Source organism: Nocardiopsis exhalans, from assembly GCF_024134545.1.
Taxonomy (GTDB): domain Bacteria; phylum Actinomycetota; class Actinomycetes; order Streptosporangiales; family Streptosporangiaceae; genus Nocardiopsis; species Nocardiopsis exhalans.
The window spans coordinates 6,641,890-6,660,227 of record NZ_CP099837.1; the positions used below are offsets into that span (position 1 = coordinate 6,641,890).

20 protein-coding genes and 1 pseudogene are annotated in these 18,338 nt (G+C 68.7%); 7 read left to right on the forward strand and 14 right to left on the reverse strand.

Going from position 1 to position 18,338, the window contains the following annotated elements; all coding sequences use genetic code 11:
- The first annotated feature begins 67 nt into the window (after positions 1–67).
- Together NE857_RS29430 and NE857_RS29435 are read left to right on the forward strand one after the other, a co-directional pair.
- Entirely contained in the window at positions 68–577 is a 510-nt protein-coding gene (locus NE857_RS29430) for a MarR family winged helix-turn-helix transcriptional regulator (protein ID WP_017584036.1), read from the forward strand.
- Between the two features lie 100 nt (positions 578–677).
- Positions 678–1,664, forward strand: a complete 987-nt coding sequence (locus NE857_RS29435) for a GDSL-type esterase/lipase family protein (protein ID WP_254418565.1) — start codon at positions 678–680, stop codon at positions 1,662–1,664.
- 860 nt (positions 1,665–2,524) lie between these two features.
- Here the strand turns inward: NE857_RS29435 and NE857_RS29440 are convergent.
- The 6 genes and pseudogenes from NE857_RS29440 to NE857_RS29465 all read right to left on the reverse strand — a co-directional run bounded on the left by NE857_RS29440 (position 2,525) and on the right by NE857_RS29465 (position 5,869).
- A complete protein-coding gene (locus NE857_RS29440) occupies positions 2,525–3,040 on the reverse strand; it encodes a DinB family protein (RefSeq protein ID WP_254418566.1) in 516 nt (171 codons plus the stop codon).
- Between the two features lie 75 nt (positions 3,041–3,115).
- Positions 3,116–3,286 (reverse strand): annotated as a pseudogene (locus NE857_RS29445) (DUF397 domain-containing protein); the annotation flags it as partial.
- A 168-nt stretch (positions 3,287–3,454) separates the two neighbouring features.
- Positions 3,455–4,309 (reverse strand): IS3 family transposase, encoded by an 855-nt coding sequence (locus NE857_RS29450; RefSeq protein ID WP_254416859.1) that lies wholly within the window; start codon positions 4,307–4,309, stop codon positions 3,455–3,457.
- Entirely contained in the window at positions 4,306–4,626 is a 321-nt protein-coding gene (locus tag NE857_RS29455) for a helix-turn-helix domain-containing protein (RefSeq protein ID WP_254416860.1), read from the reverse strand. Before NE857_RS29455 ends, NE857_RS29450 begins: the two co-directional genes overlap by 4 nt.
- A 251-nt stretch (positions 4,627–4,877) precedes the next feature.
- The gene (locus NE857_RS29460; protein ID WP_017584032.1) at positions 4,878–5,045 is read right to left on the reverse strand and encodes a DUF397 domain-containing protein; all 168 of its coding nucleotides are present in this window, start codon (positions 5,043–5,045) and stop codon (positions 4,878–4,880) included.
- Positions 5,042–5,869, reverse strand: coding sequence for a helix-turn-helix domain-containing protein (locus tag NE857_RS29465; RefSeq protein ID WP_254418567.1), 828 nt, complete (start codon positions 5,867–5,869; stop codon positions 5,042–5,044). The genes NE857_RS29460 and NE857_RS29465 overlap by 4 nt, the downstream gene beginning before the upstream one ends.
- Before the next feature lie 234 nt (positions 5,870–6,103).
- Here NE857_RS29465 and NE857_RS29470 point away from each other — a divergent pair, with 234 nt between their 5' ends.
- Both NE857_RS29470 and NE857_RS29475 read left to right on the forward strand, forming a co-directional pair.
- Positions 6,104–6,643, forward strand: a complete 540-nt coding sequence (locus NE857_RS29470) for an ATP-binding protein (RefSeq protein WP_254418568.1) — start codon at positions 6,104–6,106, stop codon at positions 6,641–6,643.
- A gap of 183 nt (positions 6,644–6,826) precedes the next feature.
- Positions 6,827–7,060 carry a hypothetical protein gene (locus tag NE857_RS29475; RefSeq protein ID WP_254418569.1) on the forward strand — a complete coding sequence of 78 codons (234 nt, stop codon included), beginning with the start codon at positions 6,827–6,829 and terminating at the stop codon, positions 7,058–7,060.
- Here the strand turns inward: NE857_RS29475 and NE857_RS29480 are convergent.
- Positions 7,035–7,520: a glutathione peroxidase gene (locus NE857_RS29480; protein ID WP_254418570.1), complete on the reverse strand. Its 486-nt coding sequence runs from the start codon at positions 7,518–7,520 to the stop codon at positions 7,035–7,037. The genes NE857_RS29475 and NE857_RS29480 overlap by 26 nt on opposite strands.
- 55 nt (positions 7,521–7,575) lie before the next feature.
- Positions 7,576–8,076: an ArsR/SmtB family transcription factor gene (locus NE857_RS29485; protein WP_254418571.1), complete on the reverse strand. Its 501-nt coding sequence runs from the start codon at positions 8,074–8,076 to the stop codon at positions 7,576–7,578.
- Positions 8,077–8,133: 57 nt separating this feature from the next.
- Between NE857_RS29485 and NE857_RS29490 the strand changes: the two genes are divergently transcribed.
- Complete coding sequence (locus NE857_RS29490) at positions 8,134–8,589, forward strand: S41 family peptidase (protein ID WP_254418572.1); 456 nt, start codon at positions 8,134–8,136, stop codon at positions 8,587–8,589.
- On the forward strand, positions 8,586–8,717 hold the full coding sequence (locus NE857_RS34395) for a hypothetical protein (RefSeq protein ID WP_301184272.1): 132 nt from the start codon (positions 8,586–8,588) through the stop codon (positions 8,715–8,717). The genes NE857_RS29490 and NE857_RS34395 overlap by 4 nt, the downstream gene beginning before the upstream one ends.
- Positions 8,718–8,726: 9 nt before the next feature.
- On the opposite strand, the gene NE857_RS29495 is transcribed toward NE857_RS34395, so the two are convergent.
- The 4 genes from NE857_RS29495 to NE857_RS29510 form a co-directional block, all read right to left on the reverse strand.
- On the reverse strand, positions 8,727–10,511 hold the full coding sequence (locus tag NE857_RS29495) for an ABC-F family ATP-binding cassette domain-containing protein (protein WP_254418573.1): 1,785 nt from the start codon (positions 10,509–10,511) through the stop codon (positions 8,727–8,729).
- Between the two features lie 116 nt (positions 10,512–10,627).
- Positions 10,628–11,527: a transketolase family protein gene (locus NE857_RS29500; RefSeq protein WP_254418574.1), complete on the reverse strand. Its 900-nt coding sequence runs from the start codon at positions 11,525–11,527 to the stop codon at positions 10,628–10,630.
- 12 nt (positions 11,528–11,539) lie between these two features.
- Positions 11,540–12,250: a thiamine pyrophosphate-binding protein gene (locus tag NE857_RS29505; protein ID WP_254418575.1), complete on the reverse strand. Its 711-nt coding sequence runs from the start codon at positions 12,248–12,250 to the stop codon at positions 11,540–11,542.
- Between the two features lie 96 nt (positions 12,251–12,346).
- Entirely contained in the window at positions 12,347–13,297 is a 951-nt protein-coding gene (locus NE857_RS29510; RefSeq protein WP_301184273.1) for a 4-(cytidine 5'-diphospho)-2-C-methyl-D-erythritol kinase, read from the reverse strand.
- A gap of 259 nt (positions 13,298–13,556) precedes the next feature.
- On the opposite strand from NE857_RS29510, the gene NE857_RS29515 reads away from it, so the two are divergent.
- Complete coding sequence (locus NE857_RS29515) at positions 13,557–15,491, forward strand: serine/threonine-protein kinase (protein ID WP_254418576.1); 1,935 nt, start codon at positions 13,557–13,559, stop codon at positions 15,489–15,491.
- A gap of 108 nt (positions 15,492–15,599) precedes the next feature.
- Here NE857_RS29515 and guaA read toward each other — a convergent pair whose 3' ends face one another.
- Together guaA and galE are read right to left on the reverse strand one after the other, a co-directional pair.
- Positions 15,600–17,180 carry a glutamine-hydrolyzing GMP synthase gene (guaA, locus tag NE857_RS29520; RefSeq protein ID WP_254418577.1) on the reverse strand — a complete coding sequence of 527 codons (1,581 nt, stop codon included), beginning with the start codon at positions 17,178–17,180 and terminating at the stop codon, positions 15,600–15,602.
- A 112-nt stretch (positions 17,181–17,292) separates the two neighbouring features.
- Positions 17,293–18,306, reverse strand: coding sequence for a UDP-glucose 4-epimerase GalE (gene galE / locus NE857_RS29525; RefSeq protein ID WP_254418578.1), 1,014 nt, complete (start codon positions 18,304–18,306; stop codon positions 17,293–17,295).
- Positions 18,307–18,338 lie beyond the last annotated feature (32 nt).

Genomic DNA, 18,338 nt, shown 5'->3' on the forward strand with positions numbered 1-18,338 from the left:
ATTGGTGGGGCGGGTATGCAGCGCATACCCGCCCCACTATCTTGATGTCAAGAGATATGGTGGTGCCATGCGCGATGAGGTGGATGGGCTGATCGAGGCGTGGCGATCCGAGCGGCCGGACGTTGACGTGACACCCCTGGAGGTGTTCAGCCGGGTGTCCCGGCTCGCCCGCCACCTGGACCGTGCCCGCCGCACCGTCTTCACCGAGCACGCGCTGGAACCCTGGGAGTTCGACGTCCTGGCCGAGCTGCGCCGATCCGGGCCGCCGTACGAACTGAGCCCCGGGCGCCTGCTGCGCGCCACCCTGGTCACCTCCGGGACCATGACCAACCGGGTGGACCGGCTGGCCGCCGCCGAACTCGTGCGTCGCCGCCCCGACCCCGCCGACAAACGCGGTGTCCTGGTCCGGCTCACCGACCAGGGGGCCGAGCGCATCGACGCCGCCCTGGCCTCGCTGCTGAGCTACGAGGAGACCCTCCTGGCCCCGATGCCGGCAGCCGAGCGCGAGCAGCTGGCATCGTTACTGAGATGCCTTCTGGCTCCCCTCGACAAGGGCCCCTCGGGTCCGCAAGGGTAGTTACCCGGCGGTATCCGTCTGCTCACCGGGACCCGCCAGCTGGGCGCGATTCATTTTCCAGTACGGGTCTTGGTTGGAGAGCACTTTGAGAATCCGGTGGATGGCCGCGGTCGCCGCGGCCGTGGTGGTCGCGGGCTGCTCCGGAAGCGGCGACGAGGAAGCGACCACGACGCAGAGCTTCTACCTGTCCCTGGGCGACTCCCTGACGGTGGGCGTACAGCCCGACGAGAGCGGCCGGGCGCAGGAGACCGCCGAGGGGTACACGGACGTCCTGTACCGCGAGCTGAAGGACGCCGACTCCACGCTCCAGCACGAGCGCATGGGCTGCGGCGGCGAGGACACCACGACCTTCATCGAGGGCGGTATCGCCAACTGCGACACCCGGTACGAGGCCGGGTCCCAGCTCGATCAGGCCGAGGAGTTCCTCCGGGAGCACGGCGACCAGGTCGACCTGGTCACCCTCACCATCGGCGGCAACAACTTCACCAACTGCGTGGACGGGGTCCAGGAGGACCGCGACCCCGAGCTCGGGCTCAGCGCCGAGGACATCGGCGTGAACGAGGAGTGCGTCGCGGACGGCCTGGAACGGTTGGAGACCGAGGTCCCGCTGATCGCCGAACGGCTGACCGAGGCCGCGGGCCCGGACACCCAGATCATCGCGATGACCTACTACAACCCGTTCCTGGCGCTGGCCCTGTTGGAGGAGCCGGAGGCCGAGGCAACGGAGGGTGAGGCCGAGGCTTCGGAGGACGAGGAAGCCGAGGAGGGCGCGGAGGGCGCGGAGGCCGTGCCCGCCGAAGACGCCGACGAGGGCCTGGCCGCCCGCACCGTGGAGATCCTGGGCGAGGTCAACGAGTCACTGACCGCCTCCTACGAGGCCGCCGGGATCGACGTGGCCGACGTGGACACCGTCTTCGACGGCGCCAACACCGAGGTCCCCGCCGGCAGCGACACCGGGATGCCGGTCAACCTCCAGCAGATCTGCGACCTCACGTGGATGTGCAACGTGGCGCAGGGCCCGGACATCCACACCAACCTCGCCGGGGCCCAGGCCATCGCCGAAGTCTTCTCGGGAGAGCTCCGCTAGAGCTGCTTGCCTGTTTCCTGCGGGTCCCGGTCGGTCTCCGGCCGGGACCTTTCGCGTTGGTTCTGGAGCCCGGTCCGCTCCTGCGACGGAAAAGCGGCAGCGAAGGAGGGAGCCCCCAGGCCTGCGCGCACCGGAGAGCCGTGTCGCGGCGGTGGGGCGGAAGCAGGTAGGGCGACTGGGGCCGGCTTTCAGAGTGAGTGCGTGGCGCCCGAAACCCGCGCCTGGGGCTGTCCGCTGCTTCCGAAACCCCCGTATCCCCGATGATCTTGCTACCAGAAGCAAGTTCGGCGCCGAACTTGCTTCTGGTAGCAAGATCATCTTCAAACCCAGGACCGAAACAGGCACCCGACCCCAGACACCACCACTGACCTCGCCGCCGCTTTCCCGTCCGAGCAAATGACCAGCCGCGACACGGGCAGGCGTTGGGCGCAGGGCTGGGGGCGCTCCCTCCTTCGCTGCCGCTTTCCGTCTCCTGCCGTGACCGGCCGCGACACGGCCCGCCGATCCGCGCAGGGGTGTGGAGGGCGCCGGCCGAAGGCCGAGGTAGTTGGGCCCCTTCGGGGCCCGTCTGCCACCCCGACCACTTCTCCCCCGTTTCCCGACAGCCGCCAACCGCCGTCGTAGCGAAGCGGGTCAAGGTGGAGCGCCCGCAGCGAAGCGAGGACGAACGACCTTGACGCGCGCAGCGCAGACGGCCACACTCACGCGGCGGGAAACGGGGGAACCGGAACCGCACACAACGTAGGGAGCCCGGCAGCGACCAGAGCACACGGCTTACAGAGCAAAGGTGCCCACTACGCCAGGTCCGGCGTCGCTTCGCCTGCTCAGCACGGCCCTCACAGAACAGATCCCGGCCGCCTCTAGTAGTAGCCCTTCGTGCCGTCGAGCAGTTCACGGATGATGTCCGCGTGCCCGGCGTGCCTGCCTGTCTCCTCGACGAGGTGGATCAGCATCCAGCGGAGGTTCGCGCTGCCAGCGCGGAAGTCGGGGTGGCGACCGGTGTCGTCCAGGGAGGCCGCGTGGATGATCTCGTTGCTGCGTGCGCACTGGGCCTCGTACTCCGCCAGGAGTTCGGCGAGGGTGCGGCCGTCCGTGTGCCAGTCGGTGTCCTCGTTTGACTGGTCGAAGGAGGGGTTCTGCTTCTCGTCGCCGCCGAGGAACAGCACTTCCAGCCACATGTGCTCGGTCCAGCGCATGTGGGAGATGAGACCGGCCATCGTCATGGCCGGTGAGGTGGGGATGAGCGAGCGGTGGGCGTCCTCGTCGCTCAGCCCTTCGCATTTCCAGCGCAGGATCTGCCGTTGAAGGTCCAGCCAGCCGATGAGCGCGGTGCGTTCGTCCGCTTGGAGCGGGGGGCGTTTCAGTTCCGAAGCCATGTCGGCACACGCTACTTGGGCGGCCGGGAGGGGGCACCTGGTTTTGGTGCCTGAAAGCGCTGGGCAGAGGCGGGTTCAGCGGCGGGTGTCGCGGGCGGAGTGGAGGAAGGCGGTCCACTCGGAGGAGGCGAAGGGGAGGCGCCCCTTGGCAGGGTGCTTCGAGTCCCGGAGCGCGGCACCGCAGGGAAGCTCGGCGACCTCTACGCAGTTGCCGCCACGGCCATCGCTGTAGCTGCTCTTGCGCCAGACGCGCGCTTCGCTCATCTCAAGCCCTTCATCCGGAACGACTGACAGTCAGAGAGTTGGTCCTGGGACGTCACCCTGTCACCGTTGTACCCTGGACGGGCATACAACAACGGGCCCCGCCACTTCGACTTGAACTGGTCCCCGATAGTTGGACCGGCTAACTAAAGGTTAGGCCGCCAGGGCCTGAGCTCGGTACTGCACCGGGCTCAGGCCCTCAAGGTAGCTGTGGACGCGTTCGTGGTTGAACCAGGCGATGTACTCCTCCAACCCCGCGGTGAACTCCTCGACGGTCTCGAACTCGGCATGGGTGAAGAATTCCTCCTTCAGGTGGCCGAAGAAGCTCTCGATCACCGCGTTGTCCAGGCAGTTGCCCTTGCGTGACATCGACTGGATGCCCTCGACCCCGGCGAGCAGACGCCGCCAGGACACATGCTGGTACTGAAACCCCTGGTCGGAGTGGACCAGCGGGCTCTGACCAGGGGCCAGGGTCTTCAACGCTTCTCGCAAGGAGGTGTTGGTCAACTCCAGGTTCGGTGACAGACCCGCCGTGTAGGAGATGATCTGCCGGTCGAACAGGTCCATGACCGGTGACAGGTAGACCTTGTGGCCCGCGACGGCGAACTCGCTCACGTCGGTCACCCATTTCTGGTTCGGCCCCTGCGCGGTGAAGTCACGCTCCAGCAGGTTCGGCGCCACCTGGCCCGCCTGGCCCCGGTAGGAGCTGTAGGGCTTCTTACGGCGCACCCGGCAGACCAGGCCCAGCTGGTTCATGAGCTTGAGCACGGTCTTCTTCGCCACCCGCCACCCCTTCTTGAGGAGCTGGTCATGGATCCGGCGGTGCCCGTAGCGGCCCTTGTTGTGATCGAAGAGCCGCCTGATCTGGGCCTTGAGCGCTGCCTGGGCATCAGGGTGCTCCAGCCGGGCCTGGTGGTAGAAGAACGTCGAGCGGGCCAGCCCAGCGACCTTCAACAGCACGTCCAATCGGTGTTCGGCCTTGAGGGCGACCACAGCGTGAACCCTCACTCTGGTGGATGTTCCCTCAAGGCCCGCACTTTTCCCAGGTAGGCGTTCTGGGCGCGCAGGAGCTCGTTCTCACGGCGTAGTCGTTCCAGCTCTGAGGCTGGCTCTGGTGGTGCGCTCTTGGGCGGGCGTCCTCGCTGCTTGGGGCGTAGCCCCTCCGAGCCCTGGGTGCGATAGGTGCGCACCCACGATTCCAGCAGCTTGGGTGAGGACAGTTCCAGTTCCTTGGCCAGCTCGGTCTTGGGCTCGCCAGCCAGGAGGCGGCGCACCGCCTCGACCTTGAACTCGAAGGAGTAGGACTTCTTCGCCTGTTTGGTCACCAGCGCTCCCGGGCCGTGGATCCGCCACCGTCGGTACAGGCTTCGGACCGCCCATCGCGAGACCCCGAGAGAGGCCGCTACCGCGTGATCGGCTCTGCCTTGCTCGAACAACGCTATCGCTTGGTGGCGTTGGTCCTGGGTGAGTGAGCTGTTCGCTCTCATGGGACTGCTCCCTGGTCGATGGAACTGGATTTCCAGTCCAACTTCCAGGGAGCAGTTCAACTGGCGGGGCCCGTCTTTATTACACCCGTCTACTCAGTGACGGCGGCCCCCAGCAGGGCAGACCACTCAGCGCCGGAGAAAGACAGATGCCCAGCCTCACGGTTCTGGGTGTCACGCACTCGTGTTTCGGAACCCTCCGCAACCTCCACGCAGTTCTCGGCTGCGTTGCTGTAGGAGGACTTGTGCCAGTCCATCATCGGAATTCCTCAGCCTTCTTCCTCAGCAGGTCAATCGTCGCACCCGGAGAACGGGCCCTGGCCTGCAACTCACTGAACAGCATCCCATACTGACGAACGCGACCGGGATCGTCAGTGGTTTGCCCGAGGTACAGCGACTCCGCGTAAAGCACGTCTGGAGCATTCCCGCTGGACAGCAAAGAGAACGGACCTCCGAGACCGAGCTGTGGAAGCCGCTCCCAGGAGTACACCTGAAGCATGATCCGGCCCGATTCCATCAGTTCTGCCAACCTCACGAACTGATCCGCCATTACCTTGGGGAAAGCGACGGATCGAAGCACCACCGCGTCATCAAGAACCACATGGTAATACGGGGTGTCGTCCTTGAGGACTTCTCGGCCTTGTGACTCTCGCAGCTCCACTCTTTCATCAACTGTCGCCGAGCTGAACCAGGGTGCGCTCGCCTTGATGACTGCGCGCGCATAATCAGCGTTCTGGAACGCCGCTGGCACGAGAGTTGAATGGTACTCACGGATGAAATGTGCACTCTTCTGCAAGCTGTGGAACTCATCCAACCAGTCCACCGTCTCAGGCTGGTAGAGCTCAGCATACTGTCGGGCCAGAGCGCTCCGAGCCTGAAGAAAATAGTCGGCCTTGTCCACTCGTGCAACGTTCAGGGGGCAACGACCGTTTTCAACGTTTCCTATGTGTTCTGGACTGCATCCAAGCTGGTCGGCAAGCCACTTCTGCGTGCGCCCTTGCTTCTTACGCTGACGCATCAGCGCCGCACCAAAACGGACATCCGAGGGGTTTCTTCCATCTGGGGGCTTCTTATCATTTGGCACACTTCCACTGTAGAGCAACCCTCAGAAAGCCTCAACAATCTTATGTGAATTATCAAGAAGCCTCAGCTTCGCCCTTCTAGCTTCCCAAAGGCGTCCGCGAGGTGTTTTCTGAAGGTGGCTGCAATGCCCCGGCCCCAAGGCGAGACACATGTGGGATGCCGGGATCCGCCCACCGAACTCCTACGACTGGAAGAGGTTCCGTCTATGACGTCCAAGCTTGCTCCCGTACCTCCGATGCCCGAAGTGACCATCGCTCTCAACGAGCTGGTCCCCTACTCCCTCCGCTACTACTTCAACGGACGGCCCGACCGGCCCTACTACTCGACTCGCCGGTACGACTTCGGGGCCTCTCCCCTGCTCCTCCCGTTGGTGCGGGCGTTCCTGGACACCTGCGCGGCTGAGCACAGCACCGACTACCGCTACCTCTTCACGCTGATCGGATCCGAGCTGGCCTCAAACGCCCTCAAGCATTCGCGCTCCGGGCTGCCCGGGCACAACTACACGCTGTTGTGCGAGCGCAAGCGGAACGGACTCCGCCTCATCTGCCGGGACGACGGGATCGCCAACGACCCCACCACAAGCGTGCACGACCGTCGTTACCTCACCGCTGACCCGGGTGGGTTGGACCCCGACAGCAACTCTGGGCGAGGGCTCGCCATGGTGGACGCGTTGGCCACCGACTGGGGCGACAACGGCCGACCAGGACACCGGGTGGTGTGGGCCTTCCTGGCCTATGACCTGGAGGACAGCGTCTGGCCCGAGCTGGCCGACTAGCAGCACTCCGAAAAGGAGAGAGGGCCCAGGAAAGCGCGGCAACGCTTCCCGGGCCCCACACAGAATCCCGCATTCCACACTGCGAAATGTTAGAAAGCAGGATCAGTGATGCATCTTATCTCCGGAACCCGTTCCCCGTCCGGGCCCTTCTGCACTTCGTGCACGCATCGGAGCTGTCGGGCGATGCGCGCAGTGAAGCTGCCGATGTTGGGCGGGCAGCGGTGCGAATTCGCGAAGGAACACCGGATCGCCGCTGAGATCCAGGCGGACAACCCGCAGCTCGTGCTGTGGTTCGGGGAAGCAACCCAGTCCTACTGGGTCGCCTCCGCCGAGGGCCTGCGAGAGGCACAGACGCTGGGCAGGCTGCTGCTTCTGGTGGACCCGGCACCGGCTATTCGGGCAGGGACTTCTCGATGAGTTCGACGATCTCGGGAGCGTCCGGGACCGTGGTGGGGCGGAAGCGGTGGACGGTGTTGTCCGGCAGGACCAGGAACTTCTCGAAGTTCCACTTGACCTTTCCGGCCTTGCCCTCGGCGTCGGGGACCTCGGTGAGTTCGGCGTAGAGGGGGTGCTGGCCCCGGCCGCTGAGCTTGACCTTGGTGGTCATCGGGAAGGTGACGCCCCAGGTCATCGAGCAGTACTCGGCGATCTTCTCCTCGCCGCCGAACTCCTGGAGGAACTGGTTGCTGGGGAAGCCGAGGACGGTGAACCCGCGGTCGGAGTAGCGCTTGTGCAACTTCTCCAGCGCTTCGTACTGCGGGGTGAGGCCGCAGCGGGAGGCCACGTTCACCACCAGGCGCACCTGGCCGGACCACTCACCGAAAGTGGTTTCACGGCCGTCGATCAGGGTCACCGGGATCTGGTCCAGGTCGGCCATAGGGTCTCCTCCTGTGTTCGCTACAGTGCGCGCCTGTGAGCAGCCTACGGGTTACCTACTCGGGCGTAGACGCGGAGGGCTGCTGGTAGAAGCTGACCAGCAGCCCGTAGCGCGGCTGGCCGTCCTCCGCTTCCTCGGTCTCCGAGACCAGGGTGAGCAGTGTGTCGTGGAGCCGTTCGGCCTGTTCCGGGGTGAGCCTCAGGTGGCGTAGGGCGAGCAGGGGGTCGCCCGGGGCCTCACTGAACTCCTCGGACACAGCGCGGAGCATCGCGGCGGCCGGGCCGGGTTGGGCGTCGGCGATCTCGATGCGGCGGGCGGTGCGCCGGTAGTACTGCTCGGTGCCGCCGCGGACCTGGCGGCTCCCGGCCGGTTCCACCAACCCTGCCGCCCGGAGCACCTTGAGGTGGTGGGAGACGTTGCCCTTGCGGGTGTCCAGGGTGAGGGCGAGCTGGCTGGTGGTCGCGGGCCGCTCCCCCAGGAGGAACAGCATCCGCTGCCGGATCGGGTGCGCGAGTGCCTTGAATTCCTCGGGGGTGGAGATCTGGTCGTCGGTCACGACTTAAGAGTCAAGAGTTCTTGACGGTTTGTCAAGCAGCGTGCTCTACTGCCCGGCATGAACATCGACGCGTTGGTCGAAGAGACCGGTCGGTTGGTAGCCGGGCACTATGTGTTTCCCGAAACGGGCGAGCGACTGCGGCTGCTGCTCGCTGAGCGACATGCCGCGGGCGGCTACCGGGGGGCGGGGGATCCCGCTGCGCTGGCTGAGCTGGTGACCGGGGACCTCCAGTCGCTCAACGGCGATCTGCACCTGCGGTTGAAGCACCACGTCGAGGAGATCCCCGCGCTGCCGGGCGACTCCGGCCTGATGGAGGTGATGGCGCGGGAAGCACGGGAGCGGTTCGGCGGGGAGAAGCCGCTGGCGGTGCTGACCAGCGCCACCACGTTCTCCGGCGCCGAGGAGCTCGCCTACGACCTGCAGCGGCACGGGCGGGCCACGGTCGTCGGTGAACGCACCGGCGGCGGCGCCCACCCCGGGAGGGTTTCCGGGTCCACCCGCATCTGGAGGTGACGGTGCCGACCGGCCGACCGGTGCATCCGGTCAGCGGGACCAACTGGGAGGGCACCGGGGTGGTCCCGGACCTGGAGGCCGCCACCGGGGAGGCCCTGGCGGCGGCCCTCACCCGGCTGGCGCGCTGACCGGGAGGGTCAGTCGCCGATGAGCTCGGCCTGCTCCAGCCAGACCATCTCCAGCTCGTCCTTCTCGGCGGCGAGGGTCTTGGCCTCGGCGTCGAGTTCGGCGAGCTTGGTGTAGTCCTCGGCCGCGGCCGCCATCTGCTCGTGCAGCTGGGCCTCGCGCTTGGCGATCTTGTCCATGCGGCGCTCGACCCGCTGCATCTCCTTCTGGGCGGCGCGGCGGTCCGCCTGGGACAGCGTGGGCTCCGCTGCCGGGGCGGCCTCGGCGGCGGCCAGCTCGGAGGCGCCCAGGGGCACGGTGACCTCGTCGGCGGTGGCCGCGCGGCGCTCCAGGTACTCGTCGACCCCGTTGGGCAGGAAGGCGAGGGTGCCGTCGCCCATCAGGGCGAGCACGCGGTCGGTGATCCGCTCCAGGAAGTACCGGTCGTGGCTGACCAGCACGAGGGAGCCGGGCCAGCCGTCGAGGAGGTCCTCCAGCTCGGTGAGGGTCTCGATGTCCAGGTCGTTGGTGGGCTCGTCCAGCAGGAGGACGTTGGGCTCGTCCATGAGCAGCCGCAGCAGCTGCAGTCGGCGCTTCTCACCGCCGGACAGGTCGCCGATGGGCGTCCACTGGCGCTCGCCGCGGAAGCCGAACTTCTCCAGCATCTGGCTGGCGGTGTAGTCGCGCTTGCCGATGGTGATGTGCTCGCGCACGTCCATGACCGCCTGGAGCGGGCGCATGGTGGGGTCGAGCTCGGCGATGTTCTGGGACAGGTGCGCCAGCTTGACGGTCCGGCCGGTGCGCACGGTGCCCGAGTCGGGTTCCTTCTCCTCGGCGAGGATCTTCAGCAGGGTGGACTTGCCCGCGCCGTTCACGCCGACCAGGCCGACCCGGTCGCCCGGACCGAGCTGCCAGGTGAGCTCGTCCAGGAGGACGCGGTCGGGGATCGCCACCGAGACCTTCTTGAGGTCGATGACCGTCTTGCCCAGGCGGGAGCTGGCGAAGCGGACCAGCTCCACGGTGTCGCGGGCGGGCGGCTCGTCGGCGATGAGCTGGTTGGCCGCCTCGATCCGGAACTTGGGCTTGGAGGTGCGCGCGGGCGCTCCCCGGCGCAGCCAGGCCAGCTCCTTGCGCATGAGGTTCTGGCGGCGGTCCTCCTCGGCGGCGGCCTGGCGGTCGCGTTCGGCCTTGGCCAGCACGTAGGCGGCGTACCCGCCCTCGTAGCGCTCGATGGCGCCGCGGCCGACCTCCCAGGTGCGGGTGGTGACCGCGTCCAGGAACCAGCGGTCGTGTGTGACGACCACGAGCGATTCGGGGCGCTGGCGCAGGTGCTCGGCGAGCCAGGCGATGCCCTCGATGTCGAGGTGGTTGGTGGGCTCGTCCAGGATGATGAGGTCGTGGTCGCCGACCAGCAGGCGCGCCAGCCCGGAACGGCGGCGCTCACCGCCGGACAGCCCCGACATCGGCAGGTCGAGGTCCCAGCCGCCGAGCAGGCCGCGCAGGATGTCGCGGATGCGCGCGTCGCCCGCCCACTCGTGCTCGGCGCGGTCGCCCAGCACGAACTCACCGACGGTGCTGTCGGGGAAGTCGTCACGCTGGTGCAGGAAACCGACCCGCAGCCCGCGGTTGTGCACGACACGGCCGGAGTCGGGCTCGGTGTGCCCGGCCAGCACGGAGATCATGGTGGACTTGCCGCCGCCGTTGCGGCCCACCACCCCGATGCGTTCGCCCTCGTCCACGCCAAGGGACACCTTGTCGAGGAGTACGAGCGGCCCGTAGGCCAGGGACACGTCCTGAAGGTTGACCAGATTCGTCATCACTCTCCATTGTGCTGCCAGCACCCCACTGCCCCGAACACAGGGGAACGCCCGGGGCCGCACCACGCAAGGCCCCGGGCGGGTTCTGGGAGACGTCCCTTACCGACGTATGTGTCCTACACCAGGAAGAAGTCCCTGGCGGCCTTGGCGATTCCCTCGGTGTCCAGGCCGTGGGCGCGGGCGTGCTCGGCGGAGGTGCCGTAGGCGCGCAGTTCGGTGTCGCGGGCCACGCCCAGGGAGCGCTGACGGTGGCGGCGGTCGGCCAGGGCCTCGGAGACCTCGTGAGCGGAGGTCCCCCGCAGGTAGGGCTCGACCAGGAGCACGTCGGCGTTGCCCGCGGCGGCGGCCAGGGTACTGAGGCCCTCACGGTCGAAGGGCCGCACGGTGGCGGTGTGGGCGACGGTGACGTCGAGGTCGGCGGTGGCCTCCAGGGTGCGGTCCAGCATCGGGCCGACGGCGAGCACCACCCCGGCGGAGCGGGGCGAGCCGGTGCGCAGGACGTTGAGGCGGGGGCCGACCGGCAGGGGCGCGCGGTTGGTGGTGCCGGACAGGCGCACGTACACGCGGTCGTCGCCGGGGATGGCCTGTTCCAGCATGTCCCGGACCTCGTCGGGGTGGCCGGGCACGTGCACGGTCCAGCCCGGGAGGGTGTCCAGGAGCGCGACGTCCCCGGGTGACTGGTGGGTGCGGCCCGCTTCCGCTGCGTCGTAGGACGCGCCGATGCTCACCAGGATCGCGCCGACGTCCTGGTGGCCGAGGTCGAGCTTGATCTGTTCGAAGGGCCGCTCGACCAGGAACGGTGCGTAGCTGTGCACGATCGGGCGCATCCCGGTGAGCGCGAGCCCTCCGGCGACCCCGATCATGGCCTGTTCGCGGATGCCCAGGTCGATGACGCGGCCAGGGTGTTTACGGGCCGAGCGCCGGAACATCCCGTTGGAGATGACCGCGAGGACGAGAGCGGTGCGGGGGTCTTGGTCCAGTACCCGGTTGACGGTGGCGGCGAAGGTCTCACGCATGGTCGGAACTCCTCAGTTTCCGTTGCGGATCCGGGCGACGACGACCAGCGGCCGACCGTCTCGGGCAGGGGTGAAGGCATCCTCGAGTGCGGCGTGGTCCCGTCCGTTCACCTCACGGAGCGTCCACCCCTCTACCTCGAAGCGGCGGCCGATCCCTCCGGGCCAACCGTGCTCGGAGGAGGCGTTGTCGACCACGACGGCGGTCAGGTTGTCCGCGCCCAGCCGCCCCGCGGCGGCGATGGCCTCGTGGTTGCTGCCCTCGTCGAGTTCCCCGTCCCCGACGAGCACGACCACACGGGGTTCGGTGCCGTCTGCCTTGCGGATGCCCTGGGCGCGCAGCCCGAGTGCGCTGCCCAGGGCCAGGGGCAGACCGTGGCCCAGGGACCCGCTGCCGATCTCCACCCCGGGGGCGAGGACCCGGTCGGGGTGGTGGCCCAGCGGGGAGTCGAAGGCGGCCCAGCCGCGCAGGGTCGGCACGCCGAGGAATCCCTTGGCTGCGAGTACGGCGTAGTAGGAGGTCGGGCCGTGCCCTTTGGAGAGGAGGAAGCGGTCGCGGGCCGGATCCTCGGCCGTGGCCGGGGTGACGTCGAGGACCCGGTCGTAGAGCACCCAGAGCACGTCTGTGGTGGAGAGGGAGGCGCCGTCGTGCTTCTCATCACCGCCCATGAGCCCGATGAGCGCCGGGAGATCGGCGTACCTGGAAAAGGTGGCTGTCGTCGTCATGCCACCAGTGTTCTTCCTCAACCAAGGTTGAGGTCAATGGGCGAAAACACCGCAACCAGGGCGCCAGGCTTGGTGATTTACATCACAGGCGCGCGCCTAGAGAACCGTGGCACCCGGAACATCGCCGTCCGCAGCGACCACCTGCTCGCACATCCCCGTCGCCCACAGCGCGGCGACCACCTCGGCCTCGCGCTCGGCCACGAGGGCCGCGTCCTCTCCCCCGCCGCCGATCAGGAAGGCGCACGTGGGGCCGGAGCCGGACACCAGGGCACCGATCGCCCCGGCGGAGCGGCCCGCGTCCAGGGTCCGCTGGAGTTCGGGCAGCAGGGACAGCGCGGCGGGCTGGAGGTCGTTGCTCAGCGAACGGCCCAGCGCCTCGGCGTCCCCGCTGGCCAGCGCCTGCTGCAGGGCGAGATCCAGCCGCGGGTCCGGGGCGTCCGGGCGCAGCCGGTCGTACTCGCCGAAGACGTCGGCCGTGGACAGGCCGCGCGTGGAGAGCGCGAACACCCAGCGGTAGCGACCGGGACTGGCCATCGGATCGAGGAGCTCACCGCGTCCGGTCCCCACCGCGGTATCGCCGACCAGTCCGAACGCCACGTCGCTGCCCAGCCGGGCGGCGAGGTCCAACAGGCGCTCACGGGACAGTCCGCAGCCCCACAGCCGGTCACAGGCCACCAGGGCCGCCGCGGCGTCCGCACTGCCCCCGGCCATGCCGCCGGCCACCGGGATGTGCTTGTCCAGGTGGATGTCCACGGGGAAGCCGGACCCCGTCTCCTCGGCGAGGAGGAGCGCGGCGCGCGCCGCGAGGTTGGTTTCGTCCAGCGGCACTCTGGCCAGGTGCGATTCCGACTGGCCGGTGGCGGTCAACGCCGTGAGGGCATGCGACTGACGCGGAGACGCCGCCTTGACGGTAACCTCATCGAACAGCGAGACGGCGTGGAACACGTTCACGAGGGCGTGGAATCCGTCCTCGCGTCTGGGCCCCACCGCCAACTGGAGGTTCACCTTCGCGGGGACCCGCACGGTTACGGTGGTATCAACGGTCACGAGTCCCCAATCGTAAAGGAACCCCCACCTTGCGTGAACACAGACCCCCGAACGGGGCCTTCCGTGTTCACCGCTTCCGACCGGCGTGGACACCCGCGCCCCGGAGGGCGGGGCCGCACGCTTCAGGGCTCGTCACCAATGTCATGTCAGTTACCGCCCAACCCCGAAGCGGCCCGATGAGGTCCGTGAGTGGGAATCAGGGCACAAACACCGCTACCTTGGGGCAAGGCGGAGTTTGGACACCGTCGGGGAGGGTCGCTTGCCGTCGGATGGGCTCCCGAAGAACCTGGAACCGCTGGCCGCCGGAGATCCGGCCACCATCGGTCCCTACGTGCTGTCCGGGAAGCTGGGTAGTGGCGGCATGGGAACCGTCTACCTGGGCAGTACGCCGGAGAAGAACAACCAGGTAGCCATCAAGGTCATCCGCCCGGAGCTCGCTTTCGACGAGCAGACCCGGGCGCGCTTCCGCGACGAGATGGAGAACGCCCGCAAGGTCGCTTCCTTCTGCACCGCCAAGGTGCTCGACCACGGGACGTTCGAGAACCGTCCCTACATGGTCACCGAGTACATCGCGGGCACGGCCCTGGCCGAGCACATAGCCGAGCACGGCCCGCTGGACTCCTCCACGCTGCACGGCTTCGCGCTGGGCGTGGCCGCGGCGCTCGCGGCCATCCACCGCACGGGCCTGGTCCACCGCGACCTCAAACCCGCCAACGTCCTGCTGTCGCTGTCCGGCCCCAGGGTGATCGACTTCGGTATCGCGCGTGCGATGAACACCGCGACCAACCACACCCAGACCGGCATCGTGATGGGCAGCCCCGGCTGGATGGCGCCCGAGCAGCTGCTGGAGGAACAGGTCACCACCTCGGCGGACATCTTCGCCTGGGGCTGTCTGGTGGCCTTCGCCGGCAACGGCACGCACCCCTTCGGCAACGGCGACGCGATGACGCTGGGCAAGCGGGTGCTGTTCGCCGAGCCGCAGATCGGCAACCTCGACAGCCCGCTGGACCGCCTGGTGACGCGGGCCCTGGCCAAGGAGCCGGGCCGCCGCCCGACCGCGCAGGACCTGCTCCTGGAGCTCGCGGGCGGCGAGGACACCTCCAACCCCAACGACATGGTCTCGCACGCCCTGCACCAGTCCTGGCGGCCCAACCTGCCCCCGATGCCACCCGGTCCCCCCGGGCCGCCCGGGATGCCCCACCCGGCGCACCAGACCATGACCGGCATGCGGCATCCGGTGCCCGGCCACTACCAGGCCCCACCGCAGCAGATGCCGCCGCCCGCACATCAGACCGGCAACTTCGCCCGGGCACCGCACGGCCCGCCCCAGGGCCACCCCGCCGCCGGACACCCGGCCGGGCCTCCTGGAGGCCCCCAGGGCACCCCTCCCCGAAGTACACAGAGCGGTCCGCCCCCGGGTGTCCACGGCCAGCAGCAGCACCACGCCCCGAGCGGGCCGCCGCCCGCACAGCACCCCGCCGCGACCGGACCCATCCCGATGGTTCCGCCGCCCGCCGAACAGCAGCGGGGTCCGCAACCGTACGTGCCCCCGGTGCCCCCGCCACCGCACCGGCCCGCCGCACCCGGCGGGCGCGGCGGTCTCTTCTGGGGACTGGTCCTGGGCGGTATCGGCGTCACGCTGGTGGTCGTGCTCCTGATCGTCCTGATCGCCAACAGAAGCTTCGGTGGTCCGGCCGACTCGGGCGGCTCACAGGACAACCCCGACCAGGAAACGTCCCTTCCCGGCCCGTCCCTGCCCGGTGACGGCCTCGGCGACGGGGACCCGGACGAGTCGGAGCCCACCGAGAACGGTGCGCGCTCGCCCGACGGGGCGGTCGAGTACACGATCAACGACTTCTCCTGCGTCGACAGCATTCTGGGGCGTTCGGGCATCACGGGGGGCCTGTACTGCGTAGCCGACCTGGAACTGGAGAACCTGGGCGACAGCGAGATCATGTTCAGCTCGAGCGAGCAGCGGCTGGTGACCACGGACGAAGAGCGGGTCAGGGCCGAGACCCCCAGCGCGGCCGAGGAGCGGGCGGACCTGTGGTCGCCCATCGAGGCCGGTCAGCGGGTCCAGGGCGACCTGGTGTTCAGCATCAGGACCAGCCAGGAGGCCGCTCAGCTGCTCCTCACCCACGCGCCCAGCGAGCAGGCGACCGCCATCGACGTCTTCGAGGACTCCACGGACTGAGCGGGCGGCGCACGTCTCACGGAAACGACGAACGGGGCCCGGTACACGCGATCGTGTGCCGGGCCCCGCTGTGTCAGGGAGAGAGCCTCGCGGCGCTCCCCCTCGTGCCTATTCCCACTCGATGGTGCCCGGGGGCTTGCTGGTCACGTCCAGCGTCACCCGGTTGATCTCGCGGACCTCGTTGGTGATCCGGTTGGAGATACGGGCGAGCACGTCGTAGGGCACACGCGACCAGTCGGCCGTCATCGCGTCCTCGCTGCTCACCGGGCGCAGCACCACGGGGTGGCCGTAGGTGCGGCCGTCGCCCTGGACGCCCACCGAGCGGACGTCGGCGAGCAGCACCACCGGGCACTGCCAGATGTCGCGGTCCAGACCGGCGCGGGTGAGCTCCTCGCGGGCGATGGCGTCGGCCTCACGCAGGATCTCCAGGCGCTCCCGGTTGACCTCGCCGATGATCCGGATGCCCAGGCCGGGGCCGGGGAAGGGCTGGCGCCAGACCATCTCGGGCGGCAGGCCCAGCTCCTCGCCGACCTTGCGCACCTCGTCCTTGAACAGCTCGCGCAGCGGCTCCACCAGAGTGAACTGGAGGTCGTCGGGCAGGCCGCCCACGTTGTGGTGCGACTTGATGTTGGCGGTGCCGGTGCCGCCGCCGGACTCGACGACGTCCGGGTACAGGGTGCCCTGGACCAGGAACTCGACCTCGGAACCGTCGTCGCCGCTCTCGGCGACGACCTCGCGGGCCGCCTGCTCGAAGATGCGGATGAACTCGCGGCCGATGATCTTGCGCTTCTCCTCGGGGTCGGTGACCCCGGCCAGCGCGCCCAGGAAGCGCTCCTCGGCGTCGACGACCTTCAGCTTGGCGCCGGTGATCGCGACGAAGTCCTTCTCGACCTGGTCGGCCTCTCCCTTGCGGAGCAGGCCGTGGTCCACGAACACGCAGGTGAGCTGGTCACCGACGGCGCGCTGCACGAGGGCACCGGCCACGGCGGAGTCCACGCCGCCGCTCAGCGCGCAGATGACGCGCTTGTCGCCGATCTGCTCGCGGATGCGCTCCAGCTGCTCCTCGACGATGTTCACCATCGTCCAGGTGGGACGGCAGCCCGCACCCTCGTAGAGGAAGCGGCGCATCAGGTCCTGGCCGTGCTCGGTGTGCATGACCTCGGGGTGGAACTGCACGCCGAACAGGCGGCGCTCGGTGTCCTCGAAGGCGGCGACCGGGGCGCCCGCGGTGCTGGCGGTGCTCTTGAACCCGGCCGGGGCCTGGGCCACGGAGTCGCCGTGCGACATCCACACGCTCAGACCCTCGGGCAGGCCCTCGAACAGTACGGAGTCGATGTCGGCGGTCAGCTCGGTGCGGCCGAACTCGCTCAGGTCGGTCTTGTCGACGACCCCGCCCAGGGCGCGCGTCATGGCCTGGAAGCCGTAGCAGATACCGAAGGTCGGGACCCCGGTCTCGAACAGCTCGGCCCCCACGGCCGGGGCCCCGTCGGCGTACACCGAGGAGGGGCCGCCGGAGAGGATGATGGCCTTGGGTTTCTTGGCGAGCATCTCCTCGACCGGCATGGTCGAGGGCACGATCTCGCTGTGCACGTGGCATTCCCGGACCCGTCGCGCGATCAGCTGCGCGTACTGCGCACCGAAGTCGACGACGAGGACGGTGTCGAACGTGCTGTCAGCACCAACGGACACGACGGAGGACCTTCCGCAGAAAAATGTGGATGTCCGTCCAGTCTAGGCCGTTCACCACGGTCGGAAGGCACCGACGGGTGTGCCGCCCGGCACCCGGCCGGGCGGCTGCTTCTCAGCCCGCGAAGCCGTTCGGGTTGGCGGACTGCCAGCGCCAGGCGTCCCGGCAGGCGTCGTCCACGGTCAGCTCGGCCTTCCAGTCCAGGTCGCGGGTGGCGGCCCCCGGATCGGCGTAGCAGACGGCGATGTCGCCGGGACGGCGCTCGATCACCGCATGCGGGATGGGCGAGCCGGTGGCGCGTTCGAAGGCTCGCAGGCCCTCCATGACCGAGGTGCCCTGGCCGGTGCCGAGGTTGTAGACGCGGTGTCCGGAGGCGTCGGCCAGATGGCCCACGGCGGCGAGGTGGCCCTTCGCCAGGTCCACCACGTGCAGGTAGTCGCGCACACCGGTGCCGTCGGGGGTGTCGTAGTCGTCGCCGAACACGTTCAGCCGCTCGCGCCGCCCGGCCGCCACCTGCGCGATGTAGGGGAAGAGGTTGTTCGGGACGCCCTGGGGGTCCTCGCCGATCAGGCCGCTGGAGTGCGCGCCGATCGGGTTGAAGTAGCGCAGGGAGATGATCCGCCAGCTCGGGTCGGCGGTGGCCAGGTCGTCCAGGATCCGCTCGGCGAACAGCTTGGTGCTGCCGTAGGGGTTGGTGGTGGTCAGCCGCGCGTCCTCGGTGATCGGCACGGTCTCGGGGTCGCCGTAGACGGTGGCGGAGGAGCTGAGCACGAGGTGGCGCACCCCGGCCCCGTCCATGGCCTCGCAGAGGGTCAGCAGGGCGTCGAGGTTGTTGCGGTAGTAGCGCAGGGGCTGCTCGACGGACTCGCCCACGGCCTTGAGCCCGGCCAGGTGGATGACGGCGTCGATGTCGTGCGCCGCGAAGACCGCGCGCATCGCCTCGGGGTCGGTGCAGTCCACCCGGTGGAAGGCGACCGTGCGGCCGGTGATCCGCTCCACCCGGAGCAGGGCCTCCTCGTGGCTGTTGACGAGGGAGTCGACGACCACGACCCCGTGCCCGGCCTGGAGCAGTTCGACAGCGGTGTGCGTGCCGATGTACCCGGCACCACCGGTGAGCAGTACGTTCATCGATCGCTTCCTGAGGTGGGCGCTGCGGTCCC